The 18278-nt window shown below is 65.8% G+C and carries 17 protein-coding genes; 6 read left to right on the forward strand and 11 right to left on the reverse strand.

What is annotated here, in order from left to right:
* Positions 1-67 precede the first annotated feature (67 nt).
* Genes CAG34_RS08660 through CAG34_RS08685 form a run of 6 tightly spaced genes read right to left on the reverse strand, consistent with a single transcriptional unit; the run spans position 68 to position 6899 of the window.
* Complete coding sequence (locus CAG34_RS08660) at positions 68-1702, reverse strand: BatD family protein (protein ID WP_085589253.1); 1635 nt, start codon at positions 1700-1702, stop codon at positions 68-70.
* Positions 1699-3417, reverse strand: a complete 1719-nt coding sequence (locus CAG34_RS08665; protein WP_085589254.1) for a tetratricopeptide repeat protein — start codon at positions 3415-3417, stop codon at positions 1699-1701. Before CAG34_RS08665 ends, CAG34_RS08660 begins: the two co-directional genes overlap by 4 nt.
* Positions 3414-4490: a VWA domain-containing protein gene (locus CAG34_RS08670; RefSeq protein WP_085589256.1), complete on the reverse strand. Its 1077-nt coding sequence runs from the start codon at positions 4488-4490 to the stop codon at positions 3414-3416. Before CAG34_RS08670 ends, CAG34_RS08665 begins: the two co-directional genes overlap by 4 nt.
* On the reverse strand, positions 4483-4977 hold the full coding sequence (locus tag CAG34_RS08675; protein ID WP_015269461.1) for a DUF4381 domain-containing protein: 495 nt from the start codon (positions 4975-4977) through the stop codon (positions 4483-4485). The genes CAG34_RS08670 and CAG34_RS08675 overlap by 8 nt, the downstream gene beginning before the upstream one ends.
* Before the next feature lie 13 nt (positions 4978-4990).
* Positions 4991-5935: a DUF58 domain-containing protein gene (locus CAG34_RS08680; protein ID WP_041506176.1), complete on the reverse strand. Its 945-nt coding sequence runs from the start codon at positions 5933-5935 to the stop codon at positions 4991-4993.
* Between the two features lie 4 nt (positions 5936-5939).
* Positions 5940-6899 (reverse strand): MoxR family ATPase, encoded by a 960-nt coding sequence (locus CAG34_RS08685; protein WP_013971644.1) that lies wholly within the window; start codon positions 6897-6899, stop codon positions 5940-5942.
* A 231-nt stretch (positions 6900-7130) separates the two neighbouring features.
* On the opposite strand from CAG34_RS08685, the gene CAG34_RS08690 reads away from it, so the two are divergent.
* Positions 7131-8438, forward strand: a complete 1308-nt coding sequence (locus tag CAG34_RS08690) for a DUF2235 domain-containing protein (RefSeq protein ID WP_085589258.1) — start codon at positions 7131-7133, stop codon at positions 8436-8438.
* Positions 8439-8569: 131 nt separating this feature from the next.
* Here the strand turns inward: CAG34_RS08690 and CAG34_RS08695 are convergent, their stop codons facing one another.
* The 4 genes from CAG34_RS08695 to CAG34_RS08710 all read right to left on the reverse strand — a co-directional run bounded on the left by CAG34_RS08695 (position 8570) and on the right by CAG34_RS08710 (position 13097).
* On the reverse strand, positions 8570-9463 hold the full coding sequence (locus tag CAG34_RS08695) for a dihydrodipicolinate synthase family protein (RefSeq protein ID WP_085589260.1): 894 nt from the start codon (positions 9461-9463) through the stop codon (positions 8570-8572).
* Positions 9464-9507: 44 nt separating this feature from the next.
* Positions 9508-10290: an aldolase gene (locus tag CAG34_RS08700; RefSeq protein WP_085589262.1), complete on the reverse strand. Its 783-nt coding sequence runs from the start codon at positions 10288-10290 to the stop codon at positions 9508-9510.
* 220 nt (positions 10291-10510) lie between these two features.
* Positions 10511-11371 carry a CAP domain-containing protein gene (locus CAG34_RS08705; RefSeq protein ID WP_085589264.1) on the reverse strand — a complete coding sequence of 287 codons (861 nt, stop codon included), beginning with the start codon at positions 11369-11371 and terminating at the stop codon, positions 10511-10513.
* A 160-nt stretch (positions 11372-11531) separates the two neighbouring features.
* Entirely contained in the window at positions 11532-13097 is a 1566-nt protein-coding gene (locus CAG34_RS08710; protein ID WP_085589266.1) for a winged helix-turn-helix domain-containing tetratricopeptide repeat protein, read from the reverse strand.
* A gap of 244 nt (positions 13098-13341) precedes the next feature.
* Between CAG34_RS08710 and CAG34_RS08715 the strand changes: the two genes are divergently transcribed.
* From CAG34_RS08715 to CAG34_RS08735, 5 genes are all read left to right on the forward strand, one after another.
* Positions 13342-14085, forward strand: coding sequence for an SDR family oxidoreductase (locus tag CAG34_RS08715; RefSeq protein WP_085589268.1), 744 nt, complete (start codon positions 13342-13344; stop codon positions 14083-14085).
* A 38-nt stretch (positions 14086-14123) separates the two neighbouring features.
* On the forward strand, positions 14124-14537 hold the full coding sequence (locus CAG34_RS08720) for a cupin domain-containing protein (RefSeq protein WP_085589270.1): 414 nt from the start codon (positions 14124-14126) through the stop codon (positions 14535-14537).
* A gap of 57 nt (positions 14538-14594) precedes the next feature.
* The gene (locus CAG34_RS08725; RefSeq protein ID WP_085589272.1) at positions 14595-15668 is read left to right on the forward strand and encodes an HlyD family secretion protein; all 1074 of its coding nucleotides are present in this window, start codon (positions 14595-14597) and stop codon (positions 15666-15668) included.
* On the forward strand, positions 15665-17245 hold the full coding sequence (locus CAG34_RS08730) for an MFS transporter (protein WP_085589274.1): 1581 nt from the start codon (positions 15665-15667) through the stop codon (positions 17243-17245). Before CAG34_RS08725 ends, CAG34_RS08730 begins: the two co-directional genes overlap by 4 nt.
* An 85-nt stretch (positions 17246-17330) precedes the next feature.
* Positions 17331-17627: a DUF3144 domain-containing protein gene (locus tag CAG34_RS08735; protein WP_015269483.1), complete on the forward strand. Its 297-nt coding sequence runs from the start codon at positions 17331-17333 to the stop codon at positions 17625-17627.
* Between the two features lie 191 nt (positions 17628-17818).
* Here CAG34_RS08735 and soxR read toward each other — a convergent pair whose 3' ends face one another.
* Positions 17819-18274: a redox-sensitive transcriptional activator SoxR gene (gene soxR / locus CAG34_RS08740; protein ID WP_085589276.1), complete on the reverse strand. Its 456-nt coding sequence runs from the start codon at positions 18272-18274 to the stop codon at positions 17819-17821.
* Positions 18275-18278 lie beyond the last annotated feature (4 nt).

Below are 18278 nucleotides of genomic sequence, written 5' to 3' on the forward strand. Positions count from 1 at the left end.
CTTACGGTGGCACCGGCTGCGCCGGTGTTCGCGGGCATGCCCGCGAAGAGGCCGGCACAGCAACCACTTACTTAGGATATAGCGGCGGCAGGCTGCCGTTCTCGCCGGTCGGCAGCAATACCTGCTCAGCCGGCGGAATCGTACCGATCGCCCGCCACAAGTCCTCACCCTGCCAATACTGCCCGCTCTCGCTATACAGCGCCCCGTTCAACCCATCCAGTGCATCCGACAACGGCACGAACCGCGCCGCCATCTCGGCCAGGGTCTCCGGCTGCTGGCGGGCCCAGGCGTCCAGCGCCTGGCGGGTTGCCTGTGGGTCGTTGGCCTGGCACGCGCGCTTGAGATCATCCAGCAAGGTACGCGGGCTCGGCCCGGCCTGCGCGGCGCGCAGCACCGCTGGCTGCGAGCGGGCGCGCCACCACAGGGCAAAGCCCAGCAAGGTGGTGAGGGCGAACACCAGGGTGGCCAGCTGCCAGGGCCACAGCAAGCTGCTGGCACTGCTGTTGTCGCCAACCGGGGTGTCGGCACTCAGCGCCGGGTTGTCCTGCACGTTCAGCGTGCGCGCCGGCAGGCTGCTGTGCTCCAGGTGGTCTTCGCGGGTGTTCCACCAGGCCACTTCCAGCGCCGGCAGGGCCAGCGTACCGCTGTGGGTCGGCACCAGGGCTTCGCGCTCTTCGCGGTTGGCGGTCATGCCACGGTCGCTGATTTCGTTGCGCAGCAACGGCTGGTCGGGATAGCGGCGCAGGCCGGTGATTTCGGTGGCTGGCAGCGGCGGCAGCTGGGTGCTGGACAAGCCTTCGGCACGCAAGGTGATGTTGCGGGTCAGCGAGTCGCCAATCTGCACCTGCTGGTTGCCAGGGTCGGGGTTCCAGTGCTCTTCCAGGGTCAGGCTGCGGGCCGGTAGCCACGGCACGCCAGCAGGCCAGGCCGCCGGAATCGGCCGTACGGCCAGGCGCAATGGCAGCGAGCTGACCTGCACCTGGTGGCCGGCCCGGGCCGTGCCGTTGGCTTGTGGGGCTTGGTCTGGGCTGGCGGCGGCGGTGGCGGTGAAGGTCAGTGGCGGGATTTCGAGGGTGCCGCTTTGCTGGGCATACACGGCATAGCGGGTTTCGATCACGCCGTGGCGGACGCCGTTGATTTCCTTTTCATAGGTGCGCGATTCACCCAGCGGTTCGACTTTGGCGTTCTCCAGTTGCAGCGGGCTGAGGCTGCTGTCGTCGTACAGTGCCACCGAATGGTAGATGCGCAGGGTGAGTACGGCCTGGGCCTGGACGTAGACCTCGCTGCTGTCGAGCGTAGCTTCGATGAACACCTGCGAGGCACTGTCCTGGCGGCTGGCATCGGCCTGCAGCACTTGCAGTTCGATGGCCTGGCTGTGCGACTGGCCCAGTTGCAGTTCGGGGATGCGCAGGCTGCCGCTGCGCCGCGGCAGCAGGGTGATGATCCAGCGGGTGCTGGCGCGGGTTTCGCCGTCGAGGCTGTGCAGGCTGTTCAGCTGGCGCGTGCCGCGCACTTCGAAGTCACCCTCCAGCGCGCGCAGGTCGGGCTTGCCGAACTGGGTGACGTCCTGGCTTTCCAGGGTCAGCTCCAGGCTTTCGCCGGCTTCCAGGCGGGTACGGTCGACGCTGGCTCGCAGCAACGGTTCGGCCTGGGCCAGCACGGCCCACAGCAGACTGAGGAGAAAGACGCCGAAGCGACTCATCGTGGGGTTTCCTGATGCAATTGCTGTTCATACCAGAATTTGCGCCGCAGCAGCTCCGCCGGGTTGTCGGGGATCTCCCGCAGCCATTGTTCCAGGGCCTGGCGCTGTTCGGCATCGAGGCTGGTCGATACCGGGCGCTGCGGCGGCTGGATGACGCTGTCATCCGCGCCCGCCTGGTTGCCGGGCGCTACCTGGCTGTTGCTGCTGCCTTCGCCGGGCTGTTCGGCGCTGGCTTGTTCGTCGTTGCCGGGCGTACCCTGGGCCGGGCTGCTGGCCGAGCTGCTGTTGCCTTCGGTTTCGCTGCCGGGCGTGCCTTGGGCATCGCTGCCGGCTGGTTGTTCCTCGGCCTTGGCTTCGCGCTGTTGCAGCAGTTGCTGCACCAGTGCCTGGTTGTCCAGCGCCGCTTGCAGGTCGGGCTGGCGTTCCAGGGCTTGTTCGTAGGCGTCCAGGGCGGCTTCCAGTTCACCGCTATGGGCCAGGGCATTGCCTCGATTGTAGTGGGCGGCGGCAGTGTCGCCTTGGGAAAAGGCTTCGGCGGCGCCAGCATAGTCGCCCGCCTGGTACAGGGCCATGCCGCGCCATTGCGGGTCCTGGAACTGGCGCGCAGCGCTGGCCGGGCGGTTCTGCTCCAGCAGGCGCTGGCCTTGCTGGTCGGGGCGCAGCCACAGGTCGTTGAACTCGAAGGCCTGGCTGGGCTGGGGCAGGGCCAGCAGCAGCGGCAGGCAGAACAGCCAGCCGCGTCGGCCTGCACAGGCGGCCAGCAGCAACAGCGGCAGCAGCAGCCAGTAACCCTGGTCGGCCCAGCTGTCCAGTTGCAGGGTCTGGCCGTCATTGCGCCCGGCGCGCGGGTTGTCGAAAAGGCCTAGGCCACGCAGGTCGAGGTCGTCGATGCGGGCATGCCGGTAGCGCCCGCCGGTGCCGCTGATGAAGCCCTTGAGGCTGGCGCTGTCCAGGCGTGGCAACAGGATGCCGCCTTGGTCGTCCTTGAGGTATTCGCCATTGGCCTGGCGCACCGGTGCGCCTTCGCGGCTGCCGATGCCCAGCATCAGCAGGCTCGGGCCCTGGCGGCCGAGGGCCTGGGCGATGCCTTGGCGCTCCGGGGCGCTGAGCGACGAGCCGACCAGCAGCAGGCGGCCCTGGCCCAGGCCGCTCTGGGCCAGCAGGGCCAGGCCTTTTTGCACGGCCAGGTCGGCGCGCTGGCCGGGTTTGGGCATGATCGACGGGTCGATCGCCTCGAGCAGGTTGCGGCTGGTGGCCAGGTCATCGGACAGTGGCACCAGGGTGTGCGCGGAGCCAGCGTAGACCACCAGCGCGGTCTGGCTGTCGCGGCGGTGCTCCAGCAGGTCGAGGATCTTGCGCCGCGCCTGCTCCAGGCGGTTGGGCGGGCTGTCCTCGGCGAGCATCTGCGGGGTCAGTTCGAGCAGGATCACCAGCGGGTCGGCCGGGCGCTGGCGGCTTTCTTCCATGCGCTGCCAACTGGGCCCGAGCAGCGCCAGGATCACCAGCACCCAGGCCAGGCCCAGCGCCACCCACGGCAGCTTGCTGGTGCTGCCGCTGCCACCGCCGAGCAGTACGCCATGGAACGCCGGCGGCAGAATCATCTGCCAGCGCCCGGCGCGCTTGCGCCGGTGCCACAGTTTGTACAGCAGCCAGGCGAGCAGGGGCACGGCCAGCAGCCAGAGCGGGCGCAACCATTCGGGCCACAGTTCGATCATCGCCGCCTCCTCAGGCGCAGGCGCTTCAGGCGCTGGCGCCATTCCGGGTGCGGTTGCAGGAAGCGCGGCTTGCGCAGCAGGCGGTGCAGCAGGTTGTCGGGCCATTGCACGGCCAGCACCAGCAGCACGCTCAGCAGCAAGGCCAGGGCCAGGGGCCAGGCATACAGGGCCTTGGCCGTGCGCGCCTGGGTCGGTTGCTGGGCCACCGGTTCGAGCTGGTCGAGGGTGTCGCCGATGGCGTCCAGTTCGGCACCGTCATGGGCGCGGAAGTAGGTGCCGTGGGTGATGTCGGCAATTTCCTTGAGCGAGGCTTCGTCCAGGTCCAGGCTCGGGTTCAGGCCGAGCAGGCCGGGGGTGCCACTGGCTTCGGGGTTGGCGCCGATGCCGATGGTGTAGATGCGCACGCCTTCCTGGGCGGCCAGGCGGGCGGCGGTCAGCGGGTGGATCTGCCCGCCGTTGTTGGCGCCGTCGGTGATCAGCACCAGCACCCGGCTTTGTGCCGGGCGTTGGCGCAGGCGCTTGACCGCCAGGCCAATGGCATCGCCGATGGCGGTGTTCTTGCCGGCGATGCCGATCTGCGCCTCGTCGAGGAAGGTGCGCACGGTGCGCCGGTCGAAAGTGAGCGGCGCCTGCAGGTAGGCCTGGCTGCCGAACAGGATCAGGCCCACGCGGTCGCCCTCGCGGTCCTGCAGGAAGTCACCGAGCAGCGCCTTGACCAGGTCGAGGCGGCTGATTTCTTCGTTCTGCCACTGCATGTCGGGGAAATCCATCGACCCGGACACATCCACCGCCACCAGCAGGTCGCGGCCGCTGGCAGCCACTGGCACCGGCTCGCCCAACCATTGCGGGCGGGCGGCGGCGCACAGCAGCAACACCCAGATGACGACAAAGGGCGCCTGCTGGCGCCAGGTCGGCAGGTTGAGCCGCGCGCGGCGCCCGGCCAGGCCTTCCAGTTCGTCGAGGAAGCCCACCTTGAGCACCGGTTCGCCGCTGTCGGCGGCCGGCAGCACCAGGCGCGCCAGCCACGGCAGCGGCAACAGGGCGAAGACCCACGGCCAGGCCAGTTCAAACATGCTTGCGAATCCAGGTTTCGACGGCTTGGCTGAGCCCGGCGATGGCCTTGTCGTCGAGCTTGCACTCGGGTTTGTAGGCGCCTTCGACCAGTACCATCCAGCGGGTCAGGCCGGCGGCCGGGCAGCGGTTGTCGAGAAACGCCAGCCACTGGCGGCCGTTGAGGGTATGGCTGTTGGCGCCCGGGTAGTGGCTGCGGCACAGGCGCTTGAGCAGGGCGTTGATCTGTTGCAGCCAGGCCCCGGCCGGGGCGCCGTCGTAGGGGCGCGGCAGCCGGGCCAGTTCGGCCAGCGCTTCCACGCGCACCGGGTCCAAGGGTTGTTCGGCACGCACGATGCGGCGTTTGCCCGGGCGCCAGTGGCGCACCCGCCACAGGCCCCAGGCCAGCAGCGGCAGCACGGCCAGCAGCAGCCACCAGCCGGGTGCCGGTGGCCACAGGCCGATCGGCGCGGGGGCGATCAGCGGCTGCAGTTGGTCAAGCGGGTTCATTGGCCGCTGCTCTTCATGACGCGCTCCGTGGCCGCTGGGCGTTCAGGTACTCGCGCAGTTGCTCGATCATCTCGCTTTGGGTGCTCAGTGGCATCAGCAGCACGCGCAGCTTTTGCGCCATCAGCTCCCAGCGCTCGATGCGCGCTTCGGCCTGCTGGCGGTAGGCCTGGCGCAGGTTGGCGTCCAGGGTGTCGAGCTCCAGCTGCGCGCTGCGCTGGGCGAAGCGCAGCAGGCCGGCGGCGGGCAGGGCGTGGTCGAGCGGGTCGGACACCGGCATCAGCAGCAGGTCGCAATGGCGCGAGAGCATGGCCAGGTGCTGCTCCACCTGGGCAGTGAGCGAGCGCTCATCGCAGATCACGATGGCCAGGCTGCCGGGGCGCAGCACTTCGCGGGCGCGGCGCAGGGCCAGGCCCAGGCTGTCGGCCCCGGGCGTGGCCTCGGTGTGCAGCGCCTGGTTGACCTTGGCCAGGCGGTTGAGCAGTTGCAGCAGGCTCTGCTTGCTGCGCCGGGGCTTGATTTCGTGGTGCTCGTTGTCGCCGAACACCAACCCGCCGATGCGGTCGTTATGGCCCAGCGCGGCCCAGCCGAACAGCGCTGCAGCCTGGGCGGCCAGCACCGACTTGAACATCAGCCCCGAGCCGAAGAACAGCCGTTGGCTCTGCTCGACAAGAATGAAGATGGGCCGTTCGCGCTCTTCGTGGAACAGCTTGGTATGCGGCTCCTGGGTACGCGCGGTAACCCGCCAGTCGATGTTGCGCACATCGTCGCCAGCCTGGTAGACGCGCACCTGGTCGAAGTCCACGCCGCGCCCACGCAGCTTGGAGTGGTGCAGGCCCACCAGCGGGCTGCGCTGGCCGGGCCGGGAAAACAGCTGGATTTCGCGCACGCGGTGGCGCATGTCGATCAGCTCGGCAAGGCCGATGCGGATGCCGGGTTCGGCCAGCGACGCGGTGGGCATGGGCTCAGGCAACGGCGACGACGTCGAGGATGCGCTGGACCACGCGGTCCTGGTCGATCCCTGCCGCCTCGGCCTCGAACGAGAGGATGATGCGGTGGCGCAGTACGTCGAACAGCACCGCCTGGATGTCTTCGGGGCTGACGAAATCGCGCCCGGCCAGCCAGGCGTGGGCGCGCGCGCAGCGGTCCAGCGAAATGGAACCACGCGGGCTGGCGCCGTAGGCGATCCAGTCGGCCAGTTCGGCGTCGAACTTGGCTGGGGTGCGGGTGGCCATCACCAGTTGCACCAGGTATTCCTCCACCGCGTCGGCCATGTACAGGCCGAGGATTTCCTTGCGGGCGGCGAAGATCGCCTGCTGGCTGACCCGGCGCTCGGGCTTGGTCTCGCCGCCCAGGGCTTCACCACGGGCCTGTAACAGGATGCGCCGCTCTACCGCAGCGTCGGGGAAGCCGATTTTCACGTGCATCAGGAAGCGGTCGAGCTGGGCTTCGGGCAGCGGGTAGGTGCCTTCCTGCTCGATCGGGTTCTGCGTTGCCATCACCAGGAACAGCGGCGACAGGTCGTAGGTGCTGCGGCCCACGCTGACCTGGCGTTCGGCCATGGCCTCGAGCAGTGCGGACTGCACCTTGGCCGGGGCGCGGTTGATTTCGTCGGCCAGCACCAGGTTGTGGAAGATCGGCCCCTGCTGGAACACGAAGCTGCCGGTTTCCGGGCGGTAGATTTCGGTGCCGGTGATGTCGGCCGGGAGCAGGTCGGGGGTGAACTGGATGCGATGGAACTGCGCCTCGATGCCTTCGGCGAGCTCTTTGATGGCCTTGGTCTTGGCCAGGCCCGGCGCGCCTTCGACCAGCATGTGGCCGTCTGCCAGGAGCACGATCAACAGCCGCTCGACCAGTTTCTCCTGGCCTAGGATCTGGGAAGAAAGAAAGGTGCGCAGCGCGATCAGCGCTTCACGGTGTTCCATCGGTGACGGTTCCTGGTATGGGGCCGCAGGCGGCTGGAAGCAGCAGCCCTGGCAAGGGGTGATACTTTAATCCATCCGGGGGGGTGGCGACCAATGGCGGCAGGGAAATTTATCCTTGCCGGGGGCCATGCAGGTCCGGAAATGTCCTGCATATGGCTGGCCATTGGCTGATGTTCCGCGGCGGTGTGCTGACGCCTGCTTGTGCTTTTTGTACAAGCAGGAGGCAGGACAATGGACCTGAACAGCTGTAGCACTGCACGCATCACGCCGGTCACTCTGCGTTTTGGCGTGTTCTTCGATGGCACCGGTAACAACCTGAGCAATGTGATGCCGGTGGATGCACCGGGGAACAAGGGGGGCAGTTATGCCAATGCCTTGAGCAATGTGGCCCTGTTGCATGCACTGTACCCGACGCAGGGGGCCAATGCTGATGGGACCATGGCGTTTCTGAAGCGCTATGTCGAGGGCGTGGGCACCCTGGCGGGGGAGGCGGATCATGCCTATGCCTCGGCCACCGGGTGTGGGCGTAGAGGGGCCGAGGCGCGTGTCACCGAGGCCTTGGCGGGGATTGCCGGGCAATTGCGGGACTGGTGCCAGGCGCACCCAAAGGCAAGGCTCGAGCGGGTCGAGTTCGACTTGTTCGGTTTCAGCCGCGGCGCTGCGGCTGTGCGTCATCTGGCCAACCTGTTGCATGATGGCGGCGGCAGCCTGTTGGCTGCGCCCTGTGGCATCGTGATCAACTTCATCGGCCTGTTCGACACGGTTGCTGCGATTATCGCGCCGCTTCAGGGCGACTTCGACCCCGCCGACGACCGCCATGGTGGCTTGCGCCTGGGCCTGGGTACGGGCATTGCCCGGCAAATGGTGCAGCTGGTGGCGGGGGACGAGCAGCGGCACAACTTCCCGCTGGTGCGCAGCGGCCATGACATCGTGTTGCCGGGCGTGCACTCGAACATTGGCGGTGGTTACCCGGCTACCACGCAGGAGCAGGTGCTGCTGTGCAAACCGCATTCTCAGCGGGTGCCGCTGAGAATGCGCGTCGAGCACACGCGTGTGCATGCAACAGTCAGTGCGTTGCTGGCGTCGTCGTTTGGTGAAATGGGCGCGCCCAGGCCGCGTGTGCTGGCCTGGGAGGAGCCGATTGCCGGTGGCCTGCCTAGCGAGGCGCAAAAGCAGGTTTATGCGGCGGTGTACCGCGAGCGGGAAGTGGCGGGGCAGCTTTCCCGGGTGTACCTGAGCATCATGCGTGAGTTGGCGGTGCGGGCGGGTGTGCCGTTTGCGCCGTTGGGCGGGCAGGCTGAGCATCGGTTGCCGGAGGAGTTGCTGGGCATCAGCCGCAAGTTGCACGGGTTTGCCTTGGGTGAGAGTGAGCAGCCTGGCTTGACCGAGGATGAGCTGCGTTTGTTGCGCGACAGGTATGTGCATGCGTCCGCGAACTGGAATGCGTTGAAGGGGTTGCGTAACAGTGTGCTGGATGTGCTGTTCGTCGATCGGCCGGGGGCAGCAGGGCGGGTGATGCATGCCAACCCGGTCGCTTGAGTCGTCTGTGGGCGTGGGTTTGCATGGCACCGGCTGCGCCGGTGTTCGCGGGTGAACCCGCTCCCACAGGTCCTGCGTCAACCCTGAGAGCGGCGCGATACCTGTGGGAGCGGTCTTGCGGCTGCGATGGGTCAGTCAGCCGCGCCCAGGGCGTCCAGCAGGCTCTTCAGGTAGGCGCTGCCTTGCGCATCCAGCGGTTGCAGGGGCAGGCGTGGAGCGCCGACATCCTGGCCGAGCATCTTCAAGCCGGCCTTGATGGTGGTGGGCAGGCCACGGCGGGTGATGTATTCCAGCAGTTCGTACTGGCGGTAGAACAGCGCGCGAGCTTCAGCCAGGTCGCCTTGCTGCACCGCGTCCCACAGCGCCAGGTTCAGCGCCGGGATCAGGTTGGGCGCGGCGGTGCACCAGCCGGTGGCGCCGGCCACCAGGGCTTCCAGGGTGAGCGGGTTGCAACCGTTGTAGAAGGCCACCTGGCCATCGGTGGCCTTGAACAGGCGGTGCATGCGCTGGATGTCGCCGGTGCTTTCCTTGACCATGGTCACATTGGGCACTTCGCCGAGGATGCGCAGGATCAGCTCCACCGACAGGTCGGTGCCGCTGGTGCCCGGGTTGTTGTAGAGCATGATCGGAATGTCGATGGCCGCGCCCACCGCCTTGTAGTGGGCGACCACTTCGGCTTCGGTGAGCTTCCAGTAGGAGATGGGCAGCACCATCACCGCCGTGGCGCCGCAGGCCTGTGCCAGGCGGGCGCGCTGCACGGTGCGTGCGGTAGTCAGGTCGGAGACGCTGACCACGCTGGGCACGCGGCCGGCAATGCGTGCCAGGCTGAAGCGCACCACCATTTCCCATTCGCTGTCGGACAGGTAGGCGCCTTCGCCAGTGCTGCCCAGCGGTGCGATGGCGTGCACGCCGTCTTCTATCAGGCGGTCGATGGACAGGCCCAGGGCATCCAGGTCGAGCGCGCCGTCTGCCGTGAAGGGAGTGATGGTGTAGCCGATAACGCCGCGAATTACAGGTGTAGACATAACCAGGCACCTCTGCCGTTGTTGGGGAAAGAGTACAGCTTCAGTCAGCCCAGGCAGTCGCCATGGGCACGCAAGGCACGGCGCGCGTAGTAGCTGAACGCGGCACCATGACGTTTGGGGGTGGAGATCCAGTCGTGGGCTTCCTTGCCCAGGGCATCCGGGATGGGGCGAATTTCACCGGCGCCCATGGCCAGCAGCTGCATCTTTGCCGCGCGCTCGAACAGCATGGCAAGGACGCAGGCTTCCTCGATCGAGCGGCCGGCGATCAGCAAACCGTGGTGGGAAAGCAGGATCGCGCGCTTGTCGCCGATCGCCCTGGAGATGATTTCACCTTCTTCATTGCCCACCGGTACGCCAGGCCATTCCTTGAGGAACGCGCAGTCGTCGAACAGCGGGCACAGGTCCATGTGCGAGATGGCCAGTGGCACTTCAAGCATCGACAGGGCGGCGCTGTGCAGTGGGTGGGTGTGGATGATGCAGTTGACGTCGGGGCGTGCGCGGTACAGCCAGCTATGGAAGCGGTTGGCCGGGTTGGCCATGCCGCCGCCTTGCAGCACGGTGAGGTCTTCGTCGACCACCAGCAGGTTGGAAGCGGCGATCTCGTCGAAGCCCAGGCCGAGTTGTTGCGTGTAGTAGGTGCCAGGCTGCTCGGCGCGGGCGGTGATCTGCCCGGCGAGGCCCGAATCGTGGCCGCCGTCAAACAGGATGCGGCAGGTGAGGGCGAGTTTTTGTCGAGGGGTGTAGGTGTTGTCGGCCAGCGCCGTCAGCATCTGCTGCTGGGCGAGTTTGACGAGTTGGTCCTTGGGGGTCTGCATGGTGGTCGTCATGGGCGGTACCTGCATGGGGAAGGGCGATGGATTGCTGATCGGCGAGGACGCCGTCAGGACACAATCGCGATATTAATGACACAAAGTGTCATATACAAGCGATGTGTCATCGCCAGCGCCAGTCACTGAGACTGCGAGGGGGAGGTATGGCGGGGTTGTCAGAGGTGGTGCAGGCAACGATCGGCAGGCCAGCCCTGGTCACAGGGCTGGCACGTGCCCTTCAAGGCGCGCCGAACAGCATCGTCCAGTAAACGCCGTTATCGCTACGCGAGTTCTCGGCAAAGGCCGCACCCACCTGGGTAAACATCGGGTTCATCAGGTTGGCGCAATGCCCGGGGCTGGCCAGCCAGCCGGCCATCGCCTTGCTCGGCGAGCCCTGGCCTGCGGCAATGTTCTCGCCGATCTGTCGCCCACGGTAGCCGGCATCCCATGCCCGATCCGCGGGTAGATCACCGTCGAGGTCGCGGTGCGCGAAGAAATTGTCGTTGGCCATCGCCCGGCTGTGGCGCTGCGCCGCCGTTCCCAGGGCGGTGTTCCAGGTCAGTGGGCGTGCAGCGGCAAAGCGCTTGCGACCACACAGGCGCGACTTCGCCCGTGCAGCGTTTACCTGTGCCAGCAACGCGTTGCTTGCCGATCGCCCATCGCCAAGCTGGGCATCGAGCAGGGGCCGAGCCAGCAGCACCCGCCACTCGTTGCGGGAGCGACTGATGCCGATATCGGCATATTGGCTATCGAGCAGGGCCGTGCAGTAGTCGCTGCGGAGCATGTCAAAGGCCTCCTCGGCATCTCGCGCGCCGACCAGGCGGATGGCCCGCACCTTCACCGCCTGATAACCCGCAGCCTTCAATCCTTCCCGCAAACCCCCGCCGTAGCCGACCGGCAACGCCAGTTTCGGTTTCAGCACCAGCGGTGTCGAGCCCCGGACAATGCGCCGCTCGCAGCGTTGTGGCTGGGTGCGATAGTCGTTGATGGCTGCCATGAGTTGCCTTTCCCCGCTGGCATGGGCGGGGTTGGCGAACAGGGGAAGAAAAGGAATGAAGCAGAGCGAGACAACGGGGGAGCGACGGACTGCTTGGCGCATGGGGTTAGTGGCTCTGGTGAATGACGGCGGCAAGGCCGAATTAAGGGCTCGGCTAAGACTGTGCGCCTCAATCCAGGTTCACTAGGGGGGTACAAATTTGTAGTTGGAGTTTCGGTACTCCAACGAAGGCAATCCAGGCCAAGGTTTCATGCCCCCCCGATCAAGCCGGTAACCCCGCCAAACTCAACCCTTCGGCAAATCGGGCCAGATCCTCATCGCGGTAAATCGGCAGCCACTGGCGCAAGGTTGACACCCGCAAGCCTGGGTCTTGTGCTCGCAAGCGCTCCATCGCCCGGTGCGCGCTGTCCATCCGCCCGCTCAGTGCGTGGCTGGCCGCTAGCAGGGCCACCGCCGCCAGCAGGCTGGGCAGATTACCCAGCGACTTTTCCGCCCACTCCACAGCCTCATCCAGCCGGCCGGCAAAGAAATGCGCCAACGCCATGCCCACCTGCATGCGAAACATCTCCGGGTCCAGTGGGCTCAGCCGTGTGGCGTGCTTGAGATTGTCGATGGCGGTCTGTGTCTCGCCGCGTAACGCCCTGAGTATTCCGCCCAGATACCAGGCCGGCGCCAGGTTGGAATTGAGCAGGCGCGCCCGGTCAAGCAGCGCTATCGCGCCGTCCAGGTCACCCGTCAGGTGCCCCAGGGCATGGCCGCCGCGGGTTAGCGCCACGGCATCGTCACGCCCCAGCTCCACTGCCAGGCGCGCAAGCCGGGCACCCTCGGTAATTTCCTGGGCGCGATCATCCATCCAGCCATTGAGCTTGCGCCAGAAGTAGCACCACGCCGCCATGCCATAGGCCGAAGCGAACTCAGGGTCCAGTTCGATGGCGTGGTAGTACAGCGGTAGAGCCTGGGCGATGGCGTCGCGCGTGCCGTTATGCAGCTTGGCCGTGCCGCGCAGGTAGTAATCGTAGGCGCACAGGTTGTCGGTGGGCTTGCGCTTGGCCCGTTCGATCTCCGCCCGTTCCAGCTGCGGGGCGATGGCGCCCACCACGCTTTCGGTCACCTGGTCCTGCAACTCGAACAGATCGTCGAGCCGCCCCTCGAAACGCTCGGCCCACAGATGCTCGCCGCTGGTGGCGTCGATCAGCTGGCCGGTAATGCGTAGCCGCTTGCCAGCCTTGCGCACGCTGCCTTCGAGCACATAGCGCACGCCCAGTGCCTGGCCAACCTGCTGCACATCGATGCGCTGGCCTTTGAAGGTGAAGCTCGAGTTGCGGGCGATGACGAACAGCCAGCGAATGCGGGACAGGGCGGCGATGATGTCCTCGACCATGCCGTCGGCGAAATAGTCCTGCTCAGGGTCACCGCTGAGGTTCTGGAAGGGCAGCACGGTGATCGATGGTTTATCTGGCAGGGCAGGCCCGCAGGCGACGGGAGCAAATTCGGATGGGGCCTGCGTTGCGCTGCTGGAGGGCTCGCGGACCAGGCCTACGAAGCGGTAGCCCTTGCGCGCTACCGTGCGTACCAGCCGCTGCTCTTCACCGGAATCGCCGATGGCTTTGCGCACGGCATTGATATGGCTGGTGATGGTCGACTCGGAGACGATCTTGCCGTTCCACACGCGTGCCAACAACTCGTCACGCCCCAGCACACGGTCGTGGTGACTGACCAGTTGCAACAGCAGGTCGAACACCTGCGGGCCGATGGCCACGGCCTTCCCGCACAGGGTCAGCTCCCTGCGCTGTTCGTCGAGCACATAGTCGTCAAACTCGAATGGCACGTGGCATCCCCTCGCACGCCCTAGGCTTCGTGTCCGAGGCGACTGTTCACTGGTATGGGCCGATGATACGGCAGCGCAAAGCTGGCTGCACATGCCAGGGCGTGGATTGAACAGTTTGGACGGAAATTCAAGCAAGCCTGGAGGCAAATCCAGCCGGTACGCAAGGACTCTGCACAGGTCAGCGGCGCATGCTTGAACCACCACGACGGCAATGGTTGCAGTCGTGAACGTGGAGACAGCCCCAATGAAAATCGTGGTGATCGGAGGCACTGGCCTCATTGGTTCGAAGCTTGTCGGCGGCCTGCGCGAGCGCGGCCACGATGCCGTCGCGGCAGCGCCGAGCACGGGGGTGAACAGCATCACCCGCGAGGGCCTGGCAGAGGCGATGAACGGTGCGGATGTGGTAGTGGATGTGGCGAATGCCCCGTCCTGGGAGGACCAGGCGGTGCTCGATTTTTTCGAGACGTCCACCCGCAACCTGCTGGCAGCCGAGAAGGCTGCAGGGGTCAAGCATCATGTCGCGTTGTCTATCGTGGGTAGCGAGCGGTTGCCGGAAAATGGCTACTTCCGGGCCAAGGTCGCCCAGGAGGCGCTGATCAGGCAGTCCGCACTGCCGTACACCATTCTGCGCGCCACGCAGTTCTTCGAGTTCGTCGAAGGCATTGCCCAGGCAGGGGTGGTGGGAGAGGAGATTCGCCTGTCGCCGGCGCTGTTCCAGCCTTTGGCCTCGGATGACGTGGTGGCGGCGCTGATCGATGTGGCGTTGGCGCCACCAGCGCTCGGCATGCTGGAGGTTGCCGGGCCAGAGGCCGCGCCACTGGATGAACTGGTGCGCCGCTTCCTGCGCCTGCGTGGAGATACACGCAAGGTGGTGGCGGATGTGCATGCCCGATACTTCGGTGCCGAACTCGATGACAAGTCGCTGACTCCCGCAAGTGGCGCGCGGCTTGGCAATACCCGTTTCGAAGACTGGCTGGCTCGCCAATGAGCGATTCAACCCCTATCCCGAACCGAAGGAGCATCACCATGTTCAGCCGCCCCCTCCTGGCCGCCGCGTTCACCGTGCTGGCCATGACCCCGGTTATCGCCGCCGAGCGCCCGGTCAGCAAAGTCACCGTGGTCTTCGACAGACCACTGCCCAACGTGCCAGGCAAAAGCATGCGCGGAGTGATCGTCGACTACGCCCCGGGCGCCGCGTCGCCCGCGCATCGGCACCCGAAATCCGCATTCATCTACGCCACGGTGCTGGAAGGCGAAGTGCGCAGCAGCGTCAATGGCGAGCCAGCCAAGGTCTACAAGCCTGGCGAAAACTGGTACGAGGCACCGGGCGCTTTCCATGGCGTCAGTGCCAACGCCAGCGACAGCAAGCCTGCCAAGCTGATGGCGGTATTCGTGCTCGACAGCAATGAGACGGTACTGGTCACGCCGAGCGAGAAGTAGGCCTTCGGCCCTGTTGGCAGTGCCATGCCACCAGGGCCGAATACAGGACAACGCATCATGAACACACATGAACCTGAGCAGGCCCGCGCGGCGGTGATGCCGCAGCCTGCACGGATGAAGATAGTGGGCGTCGTGCTGTGCGCGGCAGCCATACTGGTGCTGGCTGTGGGCTGGCTGACGTTGCGCACTGCTGACGCCGCCTTTACCGACAACGCCTATGTGCGTGGTGATGTCACGTCGCTGGCGGCCAAGGTGTCGGGTTACGTGACGGCGGTGGAGGTCGGGGACAATCAGCAGGTCAGGGCCGGTGACGTGTTGTTCCGTATCGATGACCGCGACTACCGCGCGCACCTGGCCCAGGCGGAGGCCAACCTGAAGGCTGCCGAGGCGCGTCTTGGCGATGTCGACGCCCAGACACGCCTGCAGCAGGCGCAGGTCCGCCAGGCCGAGGCGCAACGCCAGTCGGCCCAGGCCGAGCGGCAGCTGGCCAGCAAAACCCACGAGCGCAGCCGCAAGCTGATTCAGTACAGTGCAATCAGCCAGGCCTTGGTCGATCAGACCGACGCCGCCCGCAGCAGCGCCGAGGCCGCGCTGATGGCTGCGGCGGCGACACTCGATGCTCAGCGTCAACGTATCGCCGTGCTGGATGCCCAGCGTGAGGCGGCCGTGGCGGCTATCGCCCAGGCCAGGGCCGCGCGCGACCTGGCGCTGATCGAGCTTGAGCATACCGTGGTGCGGGCGCCGATTGCTGGCGTGATTGGTAATCGCCAGGTACGGGTCGGACGATTCGTTACGCCGGGTGGTGCCTTGCTCGACCTGGTCCCGGTCGACGGGGTGTGGATTGTGGCCAACTTCAAGGAAACCCAACTGGAGCAAATCCAGCCTGGGCAGCGGGCACGGGTCACCCTGGATGGCTACCCGCAGGACAGCCTCGAAGGCGTGGTAGACAGCTTCGCACCTGGCAGCGGCGCGGCGTTCAGCCTGTTGCCGCCGGACAACGCAACGGGCAATTTCGTGCGTGTAGTGCAGCGGGTGCCGGTGAAGATTCGCCTGGCCCACAACCCATTGCCCGGGCGCATCGTGCCGGGGCTGTCGGCGCGAGTGCGGATCGAGGTCGGAGGTGGCTCGTGAGCACCCGGAAGGTGGGCGTCAGGTGGCTCGAAGGGTGGCTGCTGGTGGCTGGCATCGTACTGGCTGCGCTCACCGACGCCATCGCCAGCAGCGTGCTGGCAATAGGGCGCAACGACATCATGGGTGATACCCATGCCACGCCGGATGAATTCGCCTGGCTGGACGTTGCTTACACCGCCTGCAAATTGGCAGGGTTCCTGTTCGCGCCCTGGCTGCTGGGCAGGCTGCCACCGCGCACGGTGATCATCGGTGCGACCCTGGCCATGGGGTTGGCCTGTGTCGGTGCGGCGCAATTGGTGAGCATCGAGCTACTGGTGGCCTTGCGCGCCTGCCAAGGCCTGGCAGGCGGTGTATTGCTGGTGGCGGGGCAGACACTGATCTTTCTTGTCTGCCCGCGGCGGCAGCAGCCGGTCTTGCAAGGGTTGTTCGCCATTGGCGCGGTGGTCGCGCCAGCGGCACTTACGCCGTCGATGCAGGGGTGGTTGATCGATAGCCAGGATTGGACCTGGATATTTCTCAGCGTTGCGCCGCTGACCTTGGCGGCGACCGGCCTGTTGCTGCTGGTCGAGCTGCCTGCCCATGGCCTGCCAGGCCGGCGCTGCTTCGATTGGCTGGGCTGGGTACTGGCGGCCACCGCGTTGCTGTGCCTGACCTACCTCCTGACCCAGGGCAGCCGCTGGGATTGGTTCGAGGCAGCACACCTGCGCTGGGCGGGGGTGGTCGGTGTCGCGGCGTTATTGCTGCTGCTTGGCCGGCAACTGACGGGTAATGGGCAGGGGTTGCTGGACTTCAGTCTGTTCCGGTCGAGTGATTTCACCTTCGCCTTCATTGTCAGCTTCGTTGCTGGCGCGGCATTGTTCGGCAGCGCCTTTGTGATACCGGCTTTTGCCTTGTCCGTGCTGGGTTTCACTGCCACCGACGCCGGCCTTTTGCTTCTACCCAGTGGCGTGGTGTTCATCGCCGTGCTGCTGGGGGTGGCGTACCTGATCCAGGTGCGTGGTATCGCGCCTTTTACCACTGTGCCGTTTGGCATCCTGGCAATCATGGCGGCGATGTGGATGCTTTCGGGCTCGACCCGCGAGAGTGGCATGCACGACATGATGGCCGCGGTCATGCTGCGCGGTGCCGGGCTGGGGTTGCTGTTTCTGTCGCTGACTCTGATTGCCTTTGGCAGGCTGGGCCGGCACAGCTTGGCCAGTGGTATCGGCCTTTTCAATACCGGGCGGCAGGTGGGTGGGCTTTTGGGGGTGGCAGGGTTGCAGACGCTGCTCGACCAGCATGGCGTGCTCAATGCCCAGACGCTTGGTGCGCATGTGAGCACAGGCGCGACGGCGGTGAATGAACGGCTTGATTCGGTGACGTCGATGTTGCGGCTTGAGGGTATTGACCCGCCGGCTGCTGGACGAGTGGCCATGAGCCTGTTGTCGCAGGCAGTGACGGGGCAAGGGGCGGTGATCGCCTTCGATACGGCGTTCATGGCTGTGGCGTTGCTGTTTGCCGTGGCAGCGCCGCTGCTGGTGTGCATCAAATTGATGTTGGCGCGCATGGCCGGGAAACAGGACGCCGGGCTCTCATGAGGGCGAATTGCCGGTTTCACATCGTGAGCTTTCGCTGTAAAACGGCGCTGTGCCTAATTTGAATGCAGCAACAAGGTAAACCGCAATGACACAAGCTACCGATCAGGCTTTTTACGACCGCGCGGATGCGCATATCGAACTGGCGAACCAGCAGATCGAGAAAATCGAAGACCTGGGCAAGGTCAGTGCCTCACTGACCTTCGGCGCCTCGCGCTTCAATGCCTGGATGAGTGCCCGCAGTTTCAAGACCAGTGCCGAACTGGCTGCCGCGCGGGAGGAGCTGTTGAAGTATTTCTGCGAGCAGTACCGGATGATGCTCGAGGACAACCTGGACGAGCACATCGAGCATTTTGACCGGTATGTGTTGGGCAAAGGCGACTGAACCATGGGGGCGCGATCTCATGGAACTGCACAAGGCTCATTGAGTTAGCAGGGACCCTGTGGGAGCGGCTTTAGCCGCGAACACCGGCGCAGCCGGTGCCATGCACCGCGTTGGATTCTTCGCGGGTAAACCCGCTCCCACAGGGTACGCGGACCGCTTGCGAATTCAGTCCTCTACCCGCCAGCGCAGCCTCATCGGGTCTTCTTCTCCAGAATCCGCGCCCCGGTACCTTCCTTGCCCAGCACATCCTCGGGGTTGCGCAGCGGGCAATCTTCCAGCGACAGGCAGCCGCAACCAATGCAGTTGTCCAGGCTGTCGCGCAACGCTTCCAGAGTACGAATGCGGGCGTTCAGGTCTTCGCGCCAGGCGGTCGACATCTCGCCCCATTGCGCTGCCGTGAGCTTGCTGTTGGGCGCATAGCGGCTGAAAGCCTGCTTGATCTCCTCAAGCGGAATACCCGTGCGCTGCGCCACCTTGATGATGGCCAGCGTGCGCAGAACCAGTGAAGGATAGCGGCGCTGGTTACCCGCCGTACGGACGCTGGCGATCAGCCCCTTGGTCTCGTAGAAGTGCAGCGCAGAAACCGCCACGCCGCTGCGTTTGGCCACTTCCCCTACCGTTAGCATCCGTGTGTTGTCCGCTGCCATGCCT

The organism is Pseudomonas sp. B14(2017), from assembly GCF_002113255.1.
GTDB classification, from domain to species: domain Bacteria; phylum Pseudomonadota; class Gammaproteobacteria; order Pseudomonadales; family Pseudomonadaceae; genus Aquipseudomonas; species Aquipseudomonas putida_Z.

Excerpts from the sequence above, each read along its gene's own strand:
- CAG34_RS08660 (WP_085589253.1), bottom strand. The coding sequence starts at position 1,702 with ATGAGTCGCTTCGGCGTCTTTCTCCTCAGTCTGCTGTGGGCCGTGCTG.
- CAG34_RS08665 (WP_085589254.1), bottom strand. The coding sequence starts at position 3,417 with ATGATCGAACTGTGGCCCGAATGGTTGCGCCCGCTCTGGCTGCTGGCC.
- CAG34_RS08670 (WP_085589256.1), bottom strand. The coding sequence starts at position 4,490 with ATGTTTGAACTGGCCTGGCCGTGGGTCTTCGCCCTGTTGCCGCTGCCG.
- CAG34_RS08675 (WP_015269461.1), bottom strand. The coding sequence starts at position 4,977 with ATGAACCCGCTTGACCAACTGCAGCCGCTGATCGCCCCCGCGCCGATC.
- CAG34_RS08680 (WP_041506176.1), bottom strand. The coding sequence starts at position 5,935 with ATGCCCACCGCGTCGCTGGCCGAACCCGGCATCCGCATCGGCCTTGCC.
- CAG34_RS08685 (WP_013971644.1), bottom strand. The coding sequence starts at position 6,899 with ATGGAACACCGTGAAGCGCTGATCGCGCTGCGCACCTTTCTTTCTTCC.
- CAG34_RS08690 (WP_085589258.1), top strand. The coding sequence starts at position 7,131 with ATGGACCTGAACAGCTGTAGCACTGCACGCATCACGCCGGTCACTCTG.
- CAG34_RS08695 (WP_085589260.1), bottom strand. The coding sequence starts at position 9,463 with ATGTCTACACCTGTAATTCGCGGCGTTATCGGCTACACCATCACTCCC.
- CAG34_RS08700 (WP_085589262.1), bottom strand. The coding sequence starts at position 10,290 with ATGACGACCACCATGCAGACCCCCAAGGACCAACTCGTCAAACTCGCC.
- CAG34_RS08705 (WP_085589264.1), bottom strand. The coding sequence starts at position 11,371 with ATGCGCCAAGCAGTCCGTCGCTCCCCCGTTGTCTCGCTCTGCTTCATT.
- CAG34_RS08715 (WP_085589268.1), top strand. The coding sequence starts at position 13,342 with ATGAAAATCGTGGTGATCGGAGGCACTGGCCTCATTGGTTCGAAGCTT.
- CAG34_RS08720 (WP_085589270.1), top strand. The coding sequence starts at position 14,124 with ATGTTCAGCCGCCCCCTCCTGGCCGCCGCGTTCACCGTGCTGGCCATG.
- CAG34_RS08725 (WP_085589272.1), top strand. The coding sequence starts at position 14,595 with ATGAACACACATGAACCTGAGCAGGCCCGCGCGGCGGTGATGCCGCAG.
- CAG34_RS08735 (WP_015269483.1), top strand. The coding sequence starts at position 17,331 with ATGACACAAGCTACCGATCAGGCTTTTTACGACCGCGCGGATGCGCAT.
- soxR (WP_085589276.1), bottom strand. The coding sequence starts at position 18,274 with ATGGCAGCGGACAACACACGGATGCTAACGGTAGGGGAAGTGGCCAAA.